The sequence below is a fragment of the Collinsella sp. AM24-1 genome (assembly GCF_003470325.1).
Lineage (GTDB): Bacteria > Actinomycetota > Coriobacteriia > Coriobacteriales > Coriobacteriaceae > Collinsella.
Genome location: NZ_QRHM01000020.1, coordinates 15,582 through 34,958 on the forward strand (window position 1 = coordinate 15,582; position 19,377 = coordinate 34,958).

Annotated in this window: 17 protein-coding genes; 6 read left to right on the forward strand and 11 right to left on the reverse strand. The window is 59.2% G+C overall.

All coding sequences use genetic code 11. From position 1 onward, the window contains the following. Positions 1-31 precede the first annotated feature (31 nt). The 6 genes from DW661_RS07850 to rnd all read right to left on the reverse strand — a co-directional run bounded on the left by DW661_RS07850 (position 32) and on the right by rnd (position 5,301). Positions 32-922: a LysR family transcriptional regulator gene (locus DW661_RS07850; protein ID WP_118935292.1), complete on the reverse strand. Its 891-nt coding sequence runs from the start codon at positions 920-922 to the stop codon at positions 32-34. Between the two features lie 41 nt (positions 923-963). Next, positions 964-1,299 carry a histidine triad nucleotide-binding protein gene (locus tag DW661_RS07855; protein ID WP_035137921.1) on the reverse strand — a complete coding sequence of 112 codons (336 nt, stop codon included), beginning with the start codon at positions 1,297-1,299 and terminating at the stop codon, positions 964-966. 49 nt (positions 1,300-1,348) lie between these two features. Beyond that, the gene (gene xseB / locus DW661_RS07860) at positions 1,349-1,615 is read right to left on the reverse strand and encodes an exodeoxyribonuclease VII small subunit (RefSeq protein ID WP_118935293.1); all 267 of its coding nucleotides are present in this window, start codon (positions 1,613-1,615) and stop codon (positions 1,349-1,351) included. Positions 1,616-1,657: 42 nt separating this feature from the next. Beyond that, a complete protein-coding gene (gene xseA / locus DW661_RS07865; protein WP_370448144.1) occupies positions 1,658-3,109 on the reverse strand; it encodes an exodeoxyribonuclease VII large subunit in 1,452 nt (483 codons plus the stop codon). Positions 3,110-3,224: 115 nt separating this feature from the next. Next, positions 3,225-3,929 (reverse strand): zinc metallopeptidase, encoded by a 705-nt coding sequence (locus DW661_RS07870; RefSeq protein ID WP_118935294.1) that lies wholly within the window; start codon positions 3,927-3,929, stop codon positions 3,225-3,227. 238 nt (positions 3,930-4,167) lie between these two features. Further along, on the reverse strand, positions 4,168-5,301 hold the full coding sequence (gene rnd, locus DW661_RS07875; RefSeq protein WP_118935295.1) for a ribonuclease D: 1,134 nt from the start codon (positions 5,299-5,301) through the stop codon (positions 4,168-4,170). A 98-nt stretch (positions 5,302-5,399) separates the two neighbouring features. Here rnd and DW661_RS07880 point away from each other — a divergent pair, with 98 nt between their 5' ends. From DW661_RS07880 to DW661_RS07900, 5 genes are all read left to right on the forward strand, one after another. Continuing rightward, the gene (locus DW661_RS07880; protein WP_117806505.1) at positions 5,400-6,317 is read left to right on the forward strand and encodes a diacylglycerol kinase family protein; all 918 of its coding nucleotides are present in this window, start codon (positions 5,400-5,402) and stop codon (positions 6,315-6,317) included. 410 nt (positions 6,318-6,727) lie between these two features. Further along, positions 6,728-8,530, forward strand: a complete 1,803-nt coding sequence (locus DW661_RS07885; protein ID WP_158568429.1) for a C69 family dipeptidase — start codon at positions 6,728-6,730, stop codon at positions 8,528-8,530. 408 nt (positions 8,531-8,938) lie between these two features. Next, entirely contained in the window at positions 8,939-9,511 is a 573-nt protein-coding gene (locus tag DW661_RS07890; protein ID WP_117840202.1) for a hypothetical protein, read from the forward strand. 106 nt (positions 9,512-9,617) lie between these two features. Continuing rightward, positions 9,618-11,369, forward strand: a complete 1,752-nt coding sequence (locus tag DW661_RS07895; protein WP_118935297.1) for an ABC transporter ATP-binding protein — start codon at positions 9,618-9,620, stop codon at positions 11,367-11,369. Then, positions 11,362-12,108 (forward strand): energy-coupling factor transporter transmembrane protein EcfT, encoded by a 747-nt coding sequence (locus DW661_RS07900; protein ID WP_118935298.1) that lies wholly within the window; start codon positions 11,362-11,364, stop codon positions 12,106-12,108. The genes DW661_RS07895 and DW661_RS07900 overlap by 8 nt, the downstream gene beginning before the upstream one ends. A 125-nt stretch (positions 12,109-12,233) precedes the next feature. Here the strand turns inward: DW661_RS07900 and DW661_RS07905 are convergent, their stop codons facing one another. Both DW661_RS07905 and DW661_RS07910 read right to left on the reverse strand, forming a co-directional pair. Then, positions 12,234-12,980 carry an aspartate/glutamate racemase family protein gene (locus tag DW661_RS07905; protein WP_233540245.1) on the reverse strand — a complete coding sequence of 249 codons (747 nt, stop codon included), beginning with the start codon at positions 12,978-12,980 and terminating at the stop codon, positions 12,234-12,236. Between the two features lie 84 nt (positions 12,981-13,064). Continuing rightward, complete coding sequence (locus DW661_RS07910) at positions 13,065-14,321, reverse strand: ATP-grasp domain-containing protein (RefSeq protein WP_117790635.1); 1,257 nt, start codon at positions 14,319-14,321, stop codon at positions 13,065-13,067. A 394-nt stretch (positions 14,322-14,715) separates the two neighbouring features. Between DW661_RS07910 and DW661_RS07915 the strand changes: the two genes are divergently transcribed. Further along, on the forward strand, positions 14,716-15,849 hold the full coding sequence (locus DW661_RS07915; protein ID WP_117635409.1) for a glucosaminidase domain-containing protein: 1,134 nt from the start codon (positions 14,716-14,718) through the stop codon (positions 15,847-15,849). Positions 15,850-15,991: 142 nt separating this feature from the next. Here DW661_RS07915 and DW661_RS07920 read toward each other — a convergent pair whose 3' ends face one another. The 3 genes from DW661_RS07920 to DW661_RS07930 form a co-directional block, all read right to left on the reverse strand. Further along, positions 15,992-17,257 (reverse strand): ATP-binding protein, encoded by a 1,266-nt coding sequence (locus tag DW661_RS07920; protein ID WP_158568430.1) that lies wholly within the window; start codon positions 17,255-17,257, stop codon positions 15,992-15,994. Positions 17,258-17,556: 299 nt separating this feature from the next. Then, positions 17,557-18,924 (reverse strand): protein kinase, encoded by a 1,368-nt coding sequence (locus tag DW661_RS07925; RefSeq protein ID WP_118935302.1) that lies wholly within the window; start codon positions 18,922-18,924, stop codon positions 17,557-17,559. Between the two features lie 99 nt (positions 18,925-19,023). After that, positions 19,024-19,377 (reverse strand): XRE family transcriptional regulator (locus tag DW661_RS07930; RefSeq protein WP_118935300.1); only part of this gene is annotated, 354 nt, incomplete at its 5' end.

A 19,377-nucleotide genomic window follows, 5' to 3' on the forward strand; every position in this document is an offset into this window, starting at 1 on the left:
CATTCACTTGACGACACGAGGCCAAATGGCCTCACGAAGCGAGATGACGCAATAGGTGAAGAAATACCGTCTGGTGTCGATCGGTCCAGGCATTTTGTCGATAGCAAAAGTAGATGGGCAAGGCTACGTCATGTGAGGCTTCAATGGAGCACTCGCTCACTTCCGATCCATCCGATGCGAGAGAAGAGCCAGAAAAACTCAATATCAATCCCCCGGCTTGAAGAAACTCAGCCTGCGCCCTGTTTCCGTATTCGACATCGCGAAAGCGGAAATTAACCAGCTGGGCTTCGGGACATTGATTGATTGCATTGAGACAGGGTGACAAATTAATGGGAACAGCGAGCCTGCCGCCCAGCAACTCACGAATGGTCATAGCGTCAACAGATTGATGACCAGCTGGACATGAAAGAACCCTGAGCTCCTTTTCACCCATATATTTTGAAGAAAGGACGCTGTCCCGTGGTTCCTCAAACGAGATAGCCGCGTCCGAAATTCCAAGTATAAGTGATTCAAAGCATGTTGCCGTTGGCTGATGCCACACATCAAGATGAATCTGAGGGTGCGAGCGTTCAAACGAGTCATACCAGTTTTCGGCAAAAAGGCGCCCCCGCCCATGAAGGCAAGGGGCGTAAAGACGAAAGTGGCCGTCGGGCGAGACGCCGTCGTCCCTCGATTGAGCGTACTTTTTGAGATCGTCGACTTGTGCCAGGATCACGCGTGCACGACGCGCAAATTCTCTGCCCGCCGGAGACAAAACAGCCTCCCCCGCCGATCGGTCGAGCAAAACAATCTGATACTCAGATTCCAACTTTTTGATTGCCGACGAAACAGCCTGCGGACTCACATGAACGGCGCGAGCTGCTTTGCGCACGCCGCCATAGTTCGCTACCGCTTGAAGGTATTCGAGTTGAGAAAGCTGCATAGATTACTCCAAAGGCAGCCAAGTCGACGGGCTACGCGCCCTCAGATGAGGTTCTCGCCCAGGTTTTTGCCGCCGAGGACGTGCATGTGGAAGTGCATGACGGTCTGGCCGGCGTTGACGCCCTTGTTGGAAATGACGCGGAAACCGTCCTCCAGACCCTTGGCCTTGGCGACCTCCTGGATGGCGTGAGCCATGGCGCCCATGGTCTCGGCAGGCACGTTGTCGGCGATGTCGCTGTAGTGCTTCTTGGGGATCACGAGCGTGTGAACCGGCGCCTGGGGGTTAAGGTCGTCGAACGCGATGACCTGGTCGTCCTCATAGACAACGGTCGAGGGGATCTCGTGGTTGGCAATTTTGCAGAAGATGCAATCGCACATGGTTGGTTCCTTTCTCACAGACCAAGGTAATTATATTTGGTCGGAATGGTTAGAACGAGAGGCTGTCGTCGGTGTTGGCGGCTTCGCCGTCGGCGAGCACGTCGTTGCCGTCGACGTCCTTAAGGAGCACCGAGACCTTCTGCTCGGCATCGGACAGGCGGGTGCGCAGGCTCTTGAGGAGCTCGACGCCGCGGGTGTAGCTCTCGAGCGACTCCTCGAGCTCCATATCGCCCGACTCCAGGCTGCGGATGATGAGCTCCAGCTCCTGCGAGGCCTGCTTGAACGTAAGCTGCTCGACCGGGGTCTTCTCTGCCATATCTGTTTCCTTTCCTAAGGGTCTATCACTGTGAAACGCGGTCTACTCGACCGCGTTGACGGTTGCCGACACGTTACCGTCCGCCATGCGCACGCGGATGGCGTCGCCCGGCTTAAAGGTCTGGGCGCTCGTAGCCACACCATCATCGCTGTACGCGATGGAATAGCCGCGGGCAAGTACCTTAAGCGGCGACAGGGCATCGAGCGAGGCTGCCGCACGGCCAAGGTCGGACGCCGGCCTGCTGAGCATCGTACGTCCCTGATGCTCCAGACGGGAGCTTGCGAGCATGAGCGCATGGCGCTTGCCATCGAGCCCCGAGGTGCTTGCGACCAAGCGCTCGGGCAGACGCTCGAAGTTGGAGCGGAAGGCCCCAACCGAGCGCGTTATGGCGCCGGACAGACGATCGGCCGTCAAGGCAAGCTCCGATTCGCGGCGCTCGACCATAAACGTTGGGTCGTTGAGGCACGGGCGGTACGCGGCTGCATCGAGCGCATCGCCCAGACGGGCCGTATAGGTATCCCAGGCGCGGCGACCACGCTGATCGAGCATCTCCAGGTCGACCTGGGCCGACCCAATCATCGAAGCCATCGCGGCGCCCAGACGCTGATGACGTGCCTCGAGCACGTCGGCCAACTCCGTCATAGCCGGCGCCACCGATTCGGCCGCCGCCGTTGGCGTGGAGGCGCGACGGTCGCTCACCATGTCGCAGATCGAGGTATCGGGCTCATGGCCAATGCCCGTCACCACGGGCACGGGACAGGCCGCCACCGCACGGGCAAGCTCCTCGTCGTTAAAGGTCATGAGGTCCTCGAAGGAGCCACCGCCGCGCACCAGCAAGATGCAATCGGGCGCCGGTGTAATGGAAGCGGCCCGGCGCAGGCCCTCGATGAGCTCCGCCGGCGCGCCTTCGCCTTGCACCTTGGCCCCCACGCAAACGAGCTCGACGAGCGGGTTGCGACGACGCAATGTACGCTTGACGTCGTCGATTACGGCACCCGAAAGCGAGGTGACGACCGCCACGCGGGAGCAGAACACCGGGATGCGGCGCTTGCGCGCTTCGTCCATCAGGCCCTCGCGGCGTAGCTTTTCGGCCAGTTGCGCCACTTGTTGACGCAGCAGACCCTCCCCCGCTAACGAGAACGAGCGGGCGACGAAGCTCATACGACCCGTAGGCTTGTAGAGATTGAAGCCGCCCTTAAAGCTTACCTGCATGCCGTCGCGCAAGTCGAAGGTGCGCTTAAGGTAGGCGCCCTTCCAGATGATGCAGTCGACGGCGGCCGAGTCGTCCTTGATCTGAAAGTAGCAGTGGCCGCTTCGGGCGTTGGGACCACGGAAACCCGTGACCTCGCCCAAAACGCTCAGCTGCGGAATGGCATCGAGCGCGCCGGCGGCGATCTCCACCGCCTGGCTCACGCTGAGCTCCTTGCGCCCCTGCTCGTCCGATCCATCGAACTCGGCGGAAACGGCATTGCCGGTTAGATTCCAGCCAGCCACGCAGCCTCCTTTCGTCATCGTGCACAGAGGCTTCGGCCCTGCGCAAATTCAAGTCCAACACATAGTACAGCGCCGCGGGGACACAAATCACCGCGGCGCCCAGCGACCCAATTTGTTATCGGTTGGAGTTTCTGTTGTAGCGAGCCATCAGATAGAGCAGCTGAATAATCGAGGTGAGCGCCGCAGTCACGTAGGTGAGCGCGGCGGCCGTCAGCACCTTCTTGGCACCGTTGACCTGCTTGGAGCTCATACCCGACTGCTCGATATACGCCACGGCGCGGCGACTGGCATCAATCTCAACCGGCAGCGTAACCAGTTGGAACAACACGCTAAACGAGAAGAAGACCAGCGCGAGGGTCGTGAGCCCCGCGATGTTCATGAACAGGCCCATGAGCAGCACGATCGTCCAGGTGTTCTGGGTAAAGTTGACGACGGGGACCAAAGCGGTGCGTACCTTCATCATGGCATAGCCGCTTTGACGCTGGGCGGCATGGCCTGCCTCGTGGCAGGCGACGGCAACGCTTGCGACCGAGCCGCCAGAACGGTTGGCATCTGACAGATATAGGTTGTTGTCCTGCGGGTTGTAATGGTCGGTGAGCTCGCCAGCGACACCCTTGATACCCACGGCGTTGCAGCCGTTGGCGTCGAGCATGCGGCGAGCGACCGTGGCGCCCGTGTCGCCGTCCGAGCGAACCTTGGACCAGGTTTTGTACGTCGAGTTGATATAGTTCTGTGCGGCAAGGCCAAGCACCGTGCAGACAAGAACAACCAGCAGGTACAGCGGGTCGATGCCAAAGCCGTATCCATAGTAATAAGGCATGCGAATTCCTCCGAATCGAGTTACACGTTGGAGGCATTTTACCCATTCGACTGACCAGCAAATCAACATCAATGTTTTGGCAATGTCAGCGAAAACGGCCGAGAGCGAGCAAGGTGACGTGAAAGAGAAGCGACGCGTACTTTGGTACGCGAGCGACGATTGAACGTCAGATTGCCGCTCTCGGCCGTTTGCAGCGTCGAGCTGTTACGCGGTTTGGTAAAACCGCGTAACCATATGACTACAAAAGCTCGATTTTGCCGTCCTTCACCGTCAACCCCATATTGCCCGAGAGCAAATCGTCCAGGCGCGAGCCCACGAGCTCAAAGCGCCAGCCTTCGCGCAGGGGGCTCTGCCCGGGGTGCTCAATATAGTCGGCCAGGTCATCGCGCGAGGCAATGACCGAGGTCGCCACACCCGAGCGCTCGGCAACCAGGCGAATGAGCGCATACATAAGGTCGGTCACGCTCTCCAGCTCCGGCGAAATCTGGTGATGCCCGCGCACCAAGAGCGGCAGGCGATCGTGCGGACAGCTCGCACCGCGCTTGATGGCCATCAACGCGCCGTCCACGTCGCGCTCCCCCAGCTGGTCGGTACCGCGGATGCTGCGGAACTCCTCAACGCGCACGGGATTGCGCTTGACGAGCGCCAGCAGCGTATCGTCGGACATGACCCACTTGCGCGGGATGTTGCGGCGCTCGGCGCGATCCTCGCGCCAAGCGGCAAGCTCGCGAGCAATGCCCAGTTGATGGCGGCTGCAGGAGTTGATGCGCTTGACCTTGCGGAATGCCTCGTGACGATCGGCACGGTAGTGCGACTCGTCGGCCAGAGGACGCAACTCGTCGAGCACCCAATCCACACGGCCCAGCTCGCGCAGGCGGCTCATCATCTCGGCATAGGCAACGATCAGATACTTGACGTCATCGATCGCGTACTCAATCTGCTTATCGGTCAGCGGGCGGCGCGACCAGTCGGTCAGCGACTCGGTCTTGGGCAACGAAACGCCGCAAAATGTCTGCACGAGCGCGCCGTAGGAAATCTGCTGGCGCTCGCCCAAAAAGGCGGCGGCGACCTGCGTGTCAAAAATCGGACGCGGCAGCGCGCCCACGGTGTGGAGCATGACCTCCATATCCTGCGAGCAGGCGTGGAAGACCTTAGTCACGCTCTCGTCGGCCATAAGCTCGGCCAGCGGCGATAGGTCGTCGATCACCAGGGGATCGACCGCGACACTCTCGGCAGGGGTGGCAATCTGAACCAGGCACAGGCGCGGATGGAATGTGCGCTCGCGCAAAAACTCGGTATCGACGGCAATCGCGTCAAACTCACGGGCGCGCTGGCAAAAGTCGAGCAGAGCCTGATGTGTGGAAATGTACATATCAACCCATCGAATAAGGTTAGGCCCGAAAAACACGGGTAGGATAACGGCATTGCCCTACAACTATACTCGGTTAGTCACAGAACGGGAACGTAAGCATGCGCTGCCTTATCATCCACAACCCGGCATCGGGCCCCAGCTCAGATGAGATCTACGCGTTCACGCACGCCCTCGCGCAGGGCGGCGACGAGGTCGTGATGCGTTTTATCGGCGATGGCATGGAACCCGAGGACGCCGTGGCGGACGTGCGCGAGTTTGATCGCGTGGTGATTTCGGGCGGCGACGGCACCGTCTCCAACGTGCTCGACCAAATGCGCGGATGCGGCGTCCCCACGCTCGTCTTCCCCTCCGGTACGGCCTGCCTGTTCTTCAATAACATCGGTAATGCCCCCGAGGCAGCGGCACTTGCCAAGGCCTGCCGCGCCGGTCGTACGGTCAAAGTGGACATGGGCGAGCTCTTTTGGCTCGACGAGAACGGCAACGAGAAGCGCCACGGCTTTATCATCATCGCCGGCTCGGGCTTCGACGCCGAGATCATGATGAAGGCCGCCCCCACCAAAAACGACATCGGCGAGATCGCCTACTTCCTCTCCGCGCTCGCCACGCCCAACCCCACGGTGGCGCACTTTACCATCGAGCATGACGGCATTGTCGAGGAGCTCGATGGCATCTGCTGCATGGCCGGCAACACCTCGGTCATCCAAAACGACATCAACCTGTTCCCCGATTGCCGCATGAACGACGGCATGGTCGACATCGCGGTCATCGAGCCCGTAAAAACCGTGCAGCTGCTCCCGACCGTGATCACCGCCGCGCTCGACCCCGCCGGCAAGGTGCTCGGTCGTCCGCAGTTTAAGATCATCCAGACCAAAGAAGCCAAGATTACCTGCACCCCGTCGCTGGGCATGCAGTTCGATGGCGAGATTATCTCCAGCAATTCGGGCGTCTTTGGAGCCCGCGCGCTTCCGCAATGCCTCGACCTCATCGTCGACGAATTCTCACCGCTCGGAAAATAGGAGGACCCCATGAACGACAATCCCCTGATCGGCTTTATTGTCATCGTCTTGGCCATGCTCGTCGGTTACGCCATCAACGTGATTCACCGCCGAAAGAAGTAAATCCACATTGGTATGATATTCATCCAGTTATCGACTCTCCCGCTGTTTATGCAAATCCTAAACAGCGGGAGAGTTTTCTTTTTGAGCGCCGTCTAATGCTTTATTCAGCTACAGTAAATGCAGGGTGCCTTTATTTAACTAAAGCTATAAAATGAGTATTATTATCCGTTCATCGTATATTTCTTCACGCTCATCGAGTAAAAGCTGTTGTCGAATGAATACTCTTTACACTTCCTTTAGGCTAGTAGATGTATTTATTAGCTGAAACTCCGTACGGTTTCGCGGGGTTTCAACAGTTGGGAGGGATTATGAGGTTTACTCATCCTGTCAACACGCTCAAGAAGCTCGGCTGCGGCCTTGCGTTTGGAGCAGCGGCCATCATGGCCATGCCGACTTCGGCGCTCGCCTGCACCCAGATCTACATGGGCAGCAAGCTCACGGCCGACGGCAACACGTACTACGGCCGTTCCGAGGACTTCGGTCCGCGCTACGTCAAGTACTTTGGCATTGAGCCCGCACACAAGGACGGCAACGAGTACACCTCGGTCGAGTCCGGTTTTGAGTACAAGTCCAAGGGCGCAACCTACCGCTACACCTTCGTTCGCGACAACCCCTCGCAGTGGGAAGATCGCTACGACGCATATTCCGAGGCAGGCATCAACGAGAAGGGCGTCTCCTGCTCTGCCACGTTGAGCACCTCCTATAACGAGAAGGCCGAAGAGGCCGACCCCATCACCGAGGAGACTGGCATTGGCGAATACAACTACGCCAGCGTCATTCTGGGCGAGAGCGCCACGGCCCGCGAGGGTGTCGAGCTCCTCGGCAGCCTGATTGACGAGCAGGGCGTCTGCTCCAACGACCAGATCATCATTGCCGACAACAACGAGACCTGGTTGTTTGCAGCGCTTTCCGGCCATCAGTGGATCGCCATGAGGCTCACTGACGATATCGCCTCGCTCAACCCCAACATCGGCAACCTCACCTATGACGTCGACCTCGACGACACCGAGAACTGCCTCCACTCCGAGGGCATCGAGTCTATGCCTAAGGAGAAGGGCTTTGCCGAGTACACCGACGGCAAGTTCGACGTCGCCAAGACCTACGGCGAGGAGATTGGCGAGGCCGGCATGCACCAGTGGTCGCGCTATATCCAGGGCCGCGATTACTTCATGGCTCCGCTTGCCGAGGGCACCGACTACGAGATCGTCAAGGACGAGCGCGAAGACGCTCGCGCGACGACCGGCGCCCTGGTCCACGAAATGCAGCCGCTGTTCTTCCAGCCCGGCAAGTCCGACTGGAACACCTTTGAGATGATTCGTTCCTTCGCCGCTCGCGGCGAGAATGTCGCCGGCCTCAACGCCAACACCGACGGCGCCTATGCCATCGGCTCCAACCGCAACACCGAAATCCACACCTTCCAGATCCGTCACGGCATGGACCCCGAGATCGCGACCATCCAGTGGGAGATGCTCTCCAACGCCGAGTTCTCCGTCGCTATCCCCCTCTATTCCGCACTGCTCACCGAGGTCAGCCCCTACTTCAGCGATCAGGATGTCTCCTTCGATCACTGCGAAGAGGAAGACGTCGTGAACAACGAGGAGCCCAAGAACTCCATCAACTACGTCCTCATGGACATCAACACGCTCGCCTATGAGAACCGCGACCACTGCGCCACCGGCGTCCGCGCCTATCTCGACGCCCTGCAGAAGGAACTCATCGAGCAGAACCTGACCGTCGACGAGGCCATGCAGGCCGAAGAAGGCACCGAAGCCCGCACCGCCCTGGCCAACAAGGCCGGCAAGGCTGCAACCAAGAACACCTATGTTAAGTGCAAGGCCATGCTCGAGGAGATGCGCGACTACCTCCAGGAGGGCGATTTCTCCGAGGAGTTCGTCCCGAGTGACTACGATGCTGACAACGACTGCCTGGTCGAGTCCATCACCTACGCCGACGAGGCCCTTTCCGATGAGGACGTGGCCGAGCCCGAGGCCGAAGAGGAAGAGGTCACCGAGGAGAAGTCCGAGGGCAACAACATGGCCGCCATGGCCGTTGGCGCCGTCGTCATCATCGGTGTCTGCGCCTACGTGATCTATCGTCGCAAGAAGGCCTAAGGCCCTCATGTCTTAGCTGAGCGGACAAGGCAGCCATGGCAGCCTCGCCCGCTTAGCCCGCTCTTTTGACCGACGGGAAACCCGCCTGAAATCTTTTTAAAAAAGATTTCCCCGCACACACTTCGCTGTGCTATAGTGCAGCGCAACAGCAACTAGGTGCGACCGCGCCACGGCATCACGAAAGGAGCCACCAACATGAAGAACACGATGAAATCTCTCAACAACTGGTGGTGGCGTGATGCGAATACGATCGGTCGACAGTGAGTCCCTCACGCCTGTTTTTGCGCTCTAGGTGATTGGAAGGCCTCCGGTTTCGACCGGGGGCCTTTTTCTATCTCGAGCCCAATCGCATTCGCATCACGCGCCTCCGCTTTTCTCTTGCAATCCCCTTCCGAAAGGATTTTCACCATGTCTCAGAACACCACCGCCACCCAGCCCCGCACCGTCCAGACCGCCGACCGCGGCAAACTCGATGTCCGCGCCCTCGTCCTGCTCGCCATCCTGCTCGCCGCCGGCTTCATCCTCAACTTCACCGTCGGCAAGGCAATCTCGGGCATCTCGGGCGGCATGATCAGCCCCGAGTTCATCATCTCGGCCTTCTGCCTCACCATCCTGGTCGTTCGCCCCAACATCGGCCAGGCGCTCGTCATTGGCCTCATCTCGGCTGCCGTAATCCAGATCACCACCACTTCGCCGTTCGTCGATTTTGCCGCCGAGGGCATCGCCGCCATGCTCATGGCCGGCATCGTCAACGCCGCCGGCAAGAACGGTCAGGTCAAGCCCGCCATCGCCATTGTCGCAACCTTCCTGACCACCTTTGTCTCCGGCGTTATCTTCATGGTCATCAAGATGGCCATGCTCGGCGTGGTAGGCGAGCTCGCCGCCGCCATGCTGCCCGTCGTCGCCATGACCGCCGTCTTTAACGCCATTCTGGTCGGCGCTCTCTACCTGCCCATTCAGAAGGCCCTGAAGCTCAACTAACCCACAGTGCCCCATCGGTAAAGACTGTCCCAAACAACTAGCTCTTGGGGACGTTCTTAAACGACTAGTCATTAAAGAACGTCCCTGATGACTATGAAAGGTATCCATGGAAACGATCATCAACGTCGACGATGTCTCGTTCTCCTATGGCACGCAGACCGAGCAGGCGCTCAGCCACATCTCACTCGGCGTGAACAAGGGAGATTTCATCGGCATCATCGGGCCCTCGGGCGCCGGCAAGTCCACGCTTGCCGCCTGCCTGTCGGGCGCCGTACCCCACCACTACACCGGCACGTTCTTTGGGTCCGTCATGGTTGACGGCCACGACACCTGCGAAGCCTCGCTCACCGACGTATCGCAAATCGTCGGCAGTGTGCTGCAGGATATCGACACGCAGATGGTCGCTTCGGTCGTCGAGGACGAGATGCTCTTTGGCCTCGAGAACTTTGGCGTCCCCCATGACCAGATCGAGCAGCGCGTGAGCGAAACGCTCGAGACCGTCGGCATCAGCGACCTGCGCGACCGCGAGATCGCCACCCTCTCGGGCGGACAGAAGCAAAAGATAGCCATCGCCGCCATCCTCGCCATGCGTCCGCGCGTCTTGGTTCTCGACGAGCCCACCGCGGCACTCGACCCTGCCAGCTCCACGCTGGTCTTCGAGACGCTGCGTGAGGCAAACCGCGCACTTGGAATCACCATCGTCGTCGTTGAGCAAAAGGTCGCCCTGCTCTCGGAGTACTGCAACCGCGTGCTCGTGCTCAACCATGGCGAAATCGCGCTGCAGGGCGAACCACACGAGGTCTTCGCGCATACCGACGAGCTCCGTGCCATCGGCGTCGACTGCCCTCGCGTCACGCGTATCTTCAATAGCCTCGAGGCCGATGGCCTGGTAAGCGGTACCCCTTGCTTGGATGTCGATGAGGCCGAGCGCCTGATTTCGGGCATCGTCGACCCCGCACGCGCGGCCAGCGAAGCCCAGGCGCCCGCCGGCTCACCGCACGCACCGTCGTTGCGCCCGCACGCCAAGGACGCCGAGCCCGTGCTCACCTTCGATCACGTTGAGTTTGCCTATCCCAATGGCGGCGCCGCCGTCCACGACCTCAACCTGACCCTCTATCCCGGCGAGCTCGTGGGCATCGTCGGCCAAAACGGCGCCGGCAAGACCACGCTCACCAAGCTGCTCACAGGCCTGCTTAAGCCCGCCTCGGGCAGCGTGCGTGTCACGGGACTGGATACCGCAGCCGTTCCCACAAGCCGCATCGCCCGCGAAGTCGCAACCCTCTTCCAAAACCCCGACCGCCAGATCTGCAAGGACACCGTGCTCGACGAGGTCGCCTTTGGCCTGGAGCTTGCCAGCATCGACCGTGCCGAGTCGCTGCGTCGCGCCCAGCTCGTCGTCGACCGCTTTGGCTTGCCGGCCGACGAGGCGCCCTTCTCGCTCTCGCGCGGTCAGCGCCAGATGGTGGCACTCGCCTCCGTCGTGGTCGTAGAGCCCAAAATCGTGGTGCTCGACGAGCCCACGAGCGGCCTTGACTACCGCGAATGCATGACCGTCATGGAAACCGTTCGCACCATGGCCGAGCGCGGCTGCGCCGTTATCATGGTCTGCCACGATATGGAAGTTGTTTCCGACTTTGCCGAGCGCATTGTGGTAATGGCCGACGGTCGCATCCTCGACCGCGGCCGCACGCACGAGCTATTCTCGAACATCGATCTCATGCGGCGTGCCTACGTGGAGCCTCCCCAGGTTATTGAACTCTCGCGCCGTCTGGCATCTTCCGTCTCGCCCGCTTTTGCGCAGGTGAGCGAGGTCACCGATGTCGTTCGCATTACCAAGGAGATGGTCCGCCGTGGTTAACGTCATCGACTACATGCCGGGCGATACGCTGCTGCATCGCCTGAACCCCGTCGTCAAACTGGGCCTCGCCGCCGCCATCATCGTCGGCATCTTCTTGTCCGACACCTACGTGGCGCTGCTGGGCTTTTTGGTGCTCACCCTTGCGCTGGGCGCCTATGCCGGTGTCGTCGACCGTCTGTTCTCGCTGCTCAAGTTGCTGATTCCGCTCGCGCTTATCATGCTGGTGCTCCAGCTGGCCTTTATGCGCGATGGCAACGTTGTGTGGGGCTTTATCACCGACACGGGCCTCATCACAGGATCGAAGGCCTGTCTGCGCCTGCTGGGTGTGGCGTTACCGCTCATCCTCATGCTCATGGTGACCAAGCTCAACGACCTCGCCAACGCCTGCGTCGAGGTGCTGCACGTGCCGTATCGCTATGCCTTCACCTTTACCACGGCGCTACGCTTTGTGCCGGTGTTTGGTCAGGAGATGAACGCCATCATGGAAGCGCAGACCGCACGCGGCGTCGAGTACGACACCAAGAACCCCATCAAGAAGCTTAAGCTCATGCTGCCACTGTGCGTGCCACTGCTCATCTCGAGCGTGGGCAAGACCGATGCCACAGCCTTGGCGGCAGAACAGCGCGGCTTCTATCTGCGTACACGCGCCAGCTCGTACAAGCGCTACCCCATCAAGGTCCTGGACATCGCCGTGCTCATCGTCAGCATCGCCCTCATCGCCATCGGCTTCCTGTTCTAGTTCGCCACCGGCAGCAACCGCCCAACGCAAAAGGCCTCGGCTCGCACCAAACGAGCCGAGGCCTTTACTGTTTCACCAGATAAAACCTACCAAAATTAACCTGTCCCTTTTTGACAGGTCGGAAGCTAGAGGCGGTAGGGGGCGCCGCTGCGGATGATGGATTCGCGCACCAGGACATCCATGGCATCGAGGGTGATCTCGGGCATCTCTCGATACTTCTGCAGCACCGATAGCTCGGTGCAGGCCAGAATGACACGGTCGCAGCCGCTACGGGCGAACTCCCACATCACGCGGTCGAACTTATCCATATCGGGCTCACGTCCGGCTTTCACATCATCGTAGATAAGCGACATCACATCGTTCTGACGTTTCTCGCTGGGATAGACGACCTCAACACCCGCAGCCTCGCATTCGCGGCCGTAGACGCCCGCGCCCACGGTTCCGTCGGTGCCCATAATGCCAATCTTGTGCACCGGCTCGGCCGGCATACTCAGGTTGGGGTCGAACTCGCACTCCCCCATCACCGCACCCGCAAGGGCATAGCGCACCGACTCACGCGGCATGTGGATAATCGGCACCTTCGTAAACGACTGGATCTGGTCGTAGAAGTAGTGTGACGTGTTGCAGGGAATGGCAATGTGCGCACAGCCCAGCGACTCGAGTGCCTGGGCACACTCTTTCATGGTCGCCAGCAGCTTGGCGTGCTCGCCAGTCTTAATGGCCAGCGTGCGGTCGGGCATGGTCGACTTGGAGAGCACCACCATGTCGATATGATCCTGATCGCAGGCAGCAGCCGTATGACGCACTACCTGGTCGTAGTAATACGACGTGGCCTCGGCGCCCATGCCGCCGATAACTCCCAGCTTTTCCATCGCCGCCTCCTTGGTGACGCTTGCGCAATTGCGCGTATCATACCCGCGCCCGCCCGATGTAAACCGGACGGGCGCCGCACTCATCTACTTGTAATACGTCTTGAACAGCTTAAAGTGGCGCAGCTTGGTGTGCCACATGCGCAGCCAGCGGTTAAAGACAAAGTCGCCCTTCATAAACGAAGGGTCGGCGCCCTTGCCTTCCTTGTCCAGGCGATGCACCTTAGCGCGCAGCTCGGGATCCTTGACGTACTTGTCGACGACGCCCATGGGGACGACCATCCACAGCGCCTCGTCCTGCGCCGTCACAAACTCCGGCTCAAACGGGCGGTTGAACACATACTCGTCCACCACATACTTGGCAACGTTAAAGCCGCTGTTAGTGACGTAGTAGTTGCTGCGACCTTGGCGCGTGTTGAAATCGAAGAACTTAAACGAGCCGTCGCGCTCGTCGTACTTAACGTCAAAGTTGGAATAGCCCACAAAGTGAAGGTCCTCGAGCAACTTGCGCACGCCGCCCATGAGCTCGTCATTGGGCTCGGTGATGATACAGGCGTGGTTGCCGACACCGTGAGGCTGATGCTCCTCGAGCAGCACGTGACCCAGGCACATCATGCGCACCTTGCCGTTGCGGTCGGAATAACTGGTGAGCACGCGCATGCACTCGTCATTGCCGGGCACGCGATCCTGCAAGATCAGGTCGTCGGTGTAGCCGCTGGCATACGAGTCGCGAATGACCTGTTCCAGCTCGGCACGGTCGGCAATCTCATAGGCCTTTTTCTGGCCCTCGAACTCGTGCTGCCACCACATGATGCCGTCAGAAGGCTTCAGGATCATCGGGTAGGGGAAGTCAATCTGGTCGAGCACTTCGGCAGGTGCCTCGCCTTGGGCGTTCAGCATCGCCATGGTGAAGGTAAAGGTATGCGGATAGGGCACGCCGTGCTTCTCGCACAGCTCGTAGAAGATCTCCTTCTTCTGACATTGCTCAAGCATGCTATAGGGAGCGTAAGGCGCGACGATGTTATCCGCCAACTCATGGGCATCCTTGGCCTGAGCCACGAGGGCAACATAGTTATCGCCACAGCCCACAAGGACAATCGTCTTATCGGCATGCGCTTGGGCAATGCCGTTGACGGTCCTGAGCATCACAGGCATGGTATCGATATCCACGCTGGGCGTGTAGTCGATAATCTGGCTACGGTACGCGGGACCCGTCTGGTACTTGCCAAAGACCAGGCTCTTGACCTGGTACTCCTCGTAGAAGGCGCGCGCCACCGAATAGGCGTTGATGTCGCCACCGAGCAGCACGGGAATGAACTCGCGCTCTGTAAACTGCAATGCCATGGAAACTTCCTATCATGAACTGCCCACACAACGGGCGGTCTTTGCGCAACTGATTTATTCTAGCGTGCCGAGCCGCTGGTGCCCAAAGCTCCACCGTATCTATGGCAATCGACGTGATCGTCCAGCATAAAGCCGCACTCACCGCGATGGGGCCTTGTAGCTGCAAACCCCCTGTTGAGATAGCTTTCACGGCCGAAAGCCCGTCCGCAAACAGGCCCCAGTAACGTTAAAGTTGAACTCTATGGTTTCTCAACAATTCATCATAACTGCAGGTCAAAGCCAAAGCCTCAAGTTCAACTTGACCCTTTGGAACCTTTAAGGTTCAAGTTGAGGTCGAAAGCAGTAGTAGAATACCGTTCGAACCATAACCTACGATTGATTGCAGAGGGACTGGATGCAGCATTCGAATCATCGCACCGCAGCGCTCATTGCGTCGAAGCCGGCTCGTATCATCACGAGCGCCGCGCTCGCCGTTGCGCTGACGGCCACGCCGATGCTCTCCCCCGTTGCGGCGTATGCCGCCTCGCAGGCAACGCAGGACCAGCTTTCCGCAGCCCAGCAGAAGATCGAAGCCGCCACGAGTGCCTACAACGACGCCCGCACCAAACTCGATGACCTGCAAAAGCAGATTGACTCCAACGAGGCAAGCATCGAGGAAATCGAGGCTAAGCTTCCCGAGCAGCAGGCCAAGGCAAGCTCCGCCATGCGCGATCTGTACAAGTATCAGAAGGGCACCAATCCTATCGTGAGCTTCCTGGTCAACGCGCAGAGCCTGGGTGAGTTCATCACGACCTGCAAATACACCAACCAGATCACGAGCTCGAGCGTCGACGAGATCGAAGAGCTCAATAATATGCAAACCGAACTCGAGCAGAACAAGGCCGAGCTCCAGCAGGCCAAGTCACAGCTTGAGGCAGAGCAGAAAAACGCCGAGGATGCGCTGGCGCAGGCCCAGCAGCTCCGCAGCGAGGCACAGGCAAAAGCCGAGCAGGAAAATGCCGCCGAGCTTGCCAAGCTTGAGGCCGATAAGGCCGCTGCCGCCGAGAAGCTCTCGGGCGAGGGCGTAAGCGGCGGCAATTCCAGCAGCCAGGCCACCAACACCAACACCACCATAGACACCACGGTGAACAACTCCAATACCGGTAGCTCCGATTACGATTCGTTCATTAATGAGTGGACGAGCCGCATCGATAATTATCTTGCCGGCTCCCCCATGGCAGGCCAGGGCTATAACTTTGCCGTCGCCGCCTGGAATACCGGTGTCGACCCCCGTTGGTCCCCCGCCATCGCCTGTATCGAGAGCACCAAGGGTGCTTATTGCGCCAATTCTTACAACGCCTGGGGCTGGAGCGCCCGTGGCGGCGGCTGGCGCAGCTTTGGCAGCTGGAGCGAGGGCATCTCCGCTCACGTTGCCTATCTGGGTGCCAACTACGGCTCCACCCTTACCCCGGCAGCGGCCAAAAAGTACTGCCCGCCCACGTGGCAGGACTGGTATAACAAAGTCGCCGCTCAGATGAACCGCATCTAAGTGCAACTGCAAAGGGGCCCCAAACGGGACCCCTTTTCTTTGGCCTTGCTAGACCAGAATTGGCATGCAGGCATAAGTGAGTGTTGGAAAAGTCGCTTGAGACTGAAACCCCTTCCGAAGGCAAGGTGATCCCACCACAACGTTATGGCGCGAGTGTGTCAACGGGAGCAACGATGATGCCATCGGGCGTTGTATGAACCGGCATGCCGAACCCAATGATGATGAGTTTTGCCACAGGCGGCTTCTCGCCACGCTCGACCAGCTTTCGCTCCAGCCGAAGCAGATTTGCAGATGCCTCGGGGATTTGAGGGCTTCCAAGCTTCACCTCCACGGCAATCCAAGTTCCATCGCGCCTGTGGATAACTGCGTCAACCTCGAGATCGTCGGCATCGTGGTAATGGGACACCAACGAGTCAGTTGCGGCGGCGTAAACCTTGAGGTCATGCAGGACGAGGGATTCGAAAAGCAACCCCAGTGTCTTCGGGTCAGATGCCAACGACTCCGGATTTGCTCCGAGCAGCGCAACGGCAAGCGAAGGATCGGCGAGATGCCTCTTCGCCCCCTGCCGCAGCTTCACCGGAGACCTGAGCGCTGGATGCCAAGCGGGGATATCGTCGATGATATTGATTCGTCTCAGGGCGTCCATGTATCTGGAGACCGAGTTCTTCGAAACGCCGGTACCGATATCTTTGTCAATAGACTTTGAGCCAGCAAGCGTCGACTCATTCCGCGCTAGCGATGCCAAAAGAGACCTGACCTTGACCGGATCGCGCTTAACGCCATCGGTTCTAGAAACATCCGATTCGCATACGCCATCAACATAGGCAGCGGCTATCTGCATGGCATCGTCAGTCGTTTTCCCCATCGCCTGAGGCCAACCGCCACGACACAACAAATCGGCGATTCCGGCGATGCCGGAGATTGACCCGACAGCCTGCTTGGCAGGGTAACCGGAAAGAAGCGTTCCGATCGAAACCGCGCCAGAAGAAACGCCAAGCTCGAACATCGTCATGGTGTCCATTCGCAACCTAGCTATTCGCCCAACGCCGCTATGCATCGGCTGCATCGAATCCCGAGGCGTTGCCGAACCCGTAAGAATAAACTGACCGGATTCTCCCCTCCTTGCATCGCACTCGAAACGCACGGCATCCCACAGCTTCGGCTCTTCCTGCCATTCATCGATGAGCCTGGGAGATCGCCCTGCTAATGCTTGCGCCGGATCGATCCGTGCCAGCTGGAGAGCGGAAAAATTTCCAGCCGGATCGGAAAGAGACAAGGATGAATTAGCAAAACGACTAGCCGAAGTGGTCTTTCCGCACCACTTTGGACCCTGAATGAGGACCGCACCGAAGATATTGAGATTACGGCTGATTGCCTTATCGATGCATCTATCTACATACCTATCCACACAGCCTCCTTCTTGACTTACCCATATTAGGTATTTTACCAGCTGCATGGTGACGATTGACGGAAATTTGTGGTGAGGATTGACGGCGAATTATGGTGACAGTTGACGGAATTCTGTGGTGACAATTGACGGCGCTTCGAAGCACGGAGCAATTTAACCGTCACAACACCTATGGCGATGGGCACTCGCCCCGCCCACGAGGCAGGACTGGTACAACAAGGTTGCAACCAGATGAACCGCATTTAAGCGCTACTGCAAAGGGCCCCAATCGGAGCCCTTTGCAGTAGCGGTACATTGCATTAAGCGACTATGCCGGTTGCGTTGCCGACGGCAATAATCACGATCATGATGACGCACATAATTCCCAGCGCCTTAAGCCACAGCGTGACAAACCCACGGTCCCGATAACGATCAAGCACGGGAAAGCGGCGCCGAAGCCTGCGGCGGTCGAGCATGCCAAACGAGATGAGCACCACCATGCCATCGACCATAAGAAAATACTCAAGGGCCAAAAACCACGTTGGATAGCTGCGGTTGGCTCCCGTGGGCTGGAATACGGCAAAATGGCTTCCGACCAGTAGCAGCAAGGTTGCCGCATAGATCATGCCGTTCCATATACGCCCAATGGGTTCCGGGATCCGTGAAAGCAGGCTCTTGCGGCGAGGAGTCACCGAAGAGACTTCCTTGGGCCGCCGCCCGAAAGACGGCGCCATTTGCGGAGCAGCCTGCGCCATTGAAGGCGCCGTCGTGCTATTCGAGCCAGGCTCAGGCAGACACAGCCCGTATGCCGCGCGCGCAGCGTGTCCGAGCGCCTCGGCACTTGCAAAGCGCTTGGCCGGATCGAGCGCCATGGCCATGCAAATGACATCAGCCAGCGCCGCGGGGACGTCGCACGCCTCGCATTGCTCGCGCATATTCTGACCCGGCTTAGGGTCAGCCCCCGTCAGACAAAAGAACAGAAGCGCGCCGAGCGCATAGACATCGCTGCGCACGCTCGTCTGCCCAAAACCATATTGCTCGGGTGGCGCATAGGGTCGCGTTCCAAACTTAACTGTGTCGGCATCGGCCCCGTCACGCCACACCCGCGCAATCCCCAAATCGATAATCACCAGCGACGAGAAGGTCATGCCAGCATCGGCCGCATACCTCACGCCCGATACGATGATGTTCGAGGGTTTAAGGTCGCGGTGGATTACCGGTACCCCCGGCTCCCCCGCAGCCGCAAAACCAGCATGCAGCTCGCCCACCGCTTCACACAGAACGGGATACAGCCCGCGGGCATAATCGGGCGTCGCCCCCAAGCGCCCCACCAACGCCTCGAGTGTCTCGCCTTCGACATACTCCATCACCACGTCAAGCTCGTCGCCCACACGGCGGCAATCGACGATTCGTGGCAAGTGCTCAAAACGACGACCGGCGCGCTGGGCCGCAAACAGGCGCTCATAAGCTCCGCCAATCTGCACCGAAGCATCGATGCGCTTGCGGACAAAGGGGCCAAGAGACCCGCCACCAGAGCCCTCAAAATAGACGAGTTCGGTCGTCTCGACATCCGAGAGCTTGAGCACGCGCTCCACACGATAGCTGTCATCGCGGTCGAGCGACGCCAAATGCTCGACGAGTGAAGCAGTCAGCTCATCATCGGAATATGTTGGGCTCTGAGTATCCATAGCGTCCATCATAACGCAGGGTGCGGACACCTCATGCTGTCCGCACCCCGTTCGTTTGCATGGTTGTTCTGGTGACACCGCCGGCTCAGCCATCGGCCACTAACTCACCGTTTCCTCGCCAAAGCGATACAGCTCTTTATTGACCTTTTGGAGGCTACAGCCACGGTCGATGCAAAAGATAATGATTGCATCGCGACGGTCCTCGCAGTTGAGGACGCTTACCCCGGCAGCTGTCAGAGCGCGGTTGGTCTCCTTGAGCGTCAACGCCATCGCAAAGGCAATCTGCAGCACCTTATTACGGCTCGGATTGCGCGAACCGGTAAAGATCTGATAGCCAAAAGTCTCGTTGAGGTCGGCCATACGCACCACGCGCGAACGCTCGAGCCCCTTCTCTTGCAGCAACTGCTTTAAGTAAGGCTCTGTTAGACCAGGATTGACATTCCGCCCCGTCAT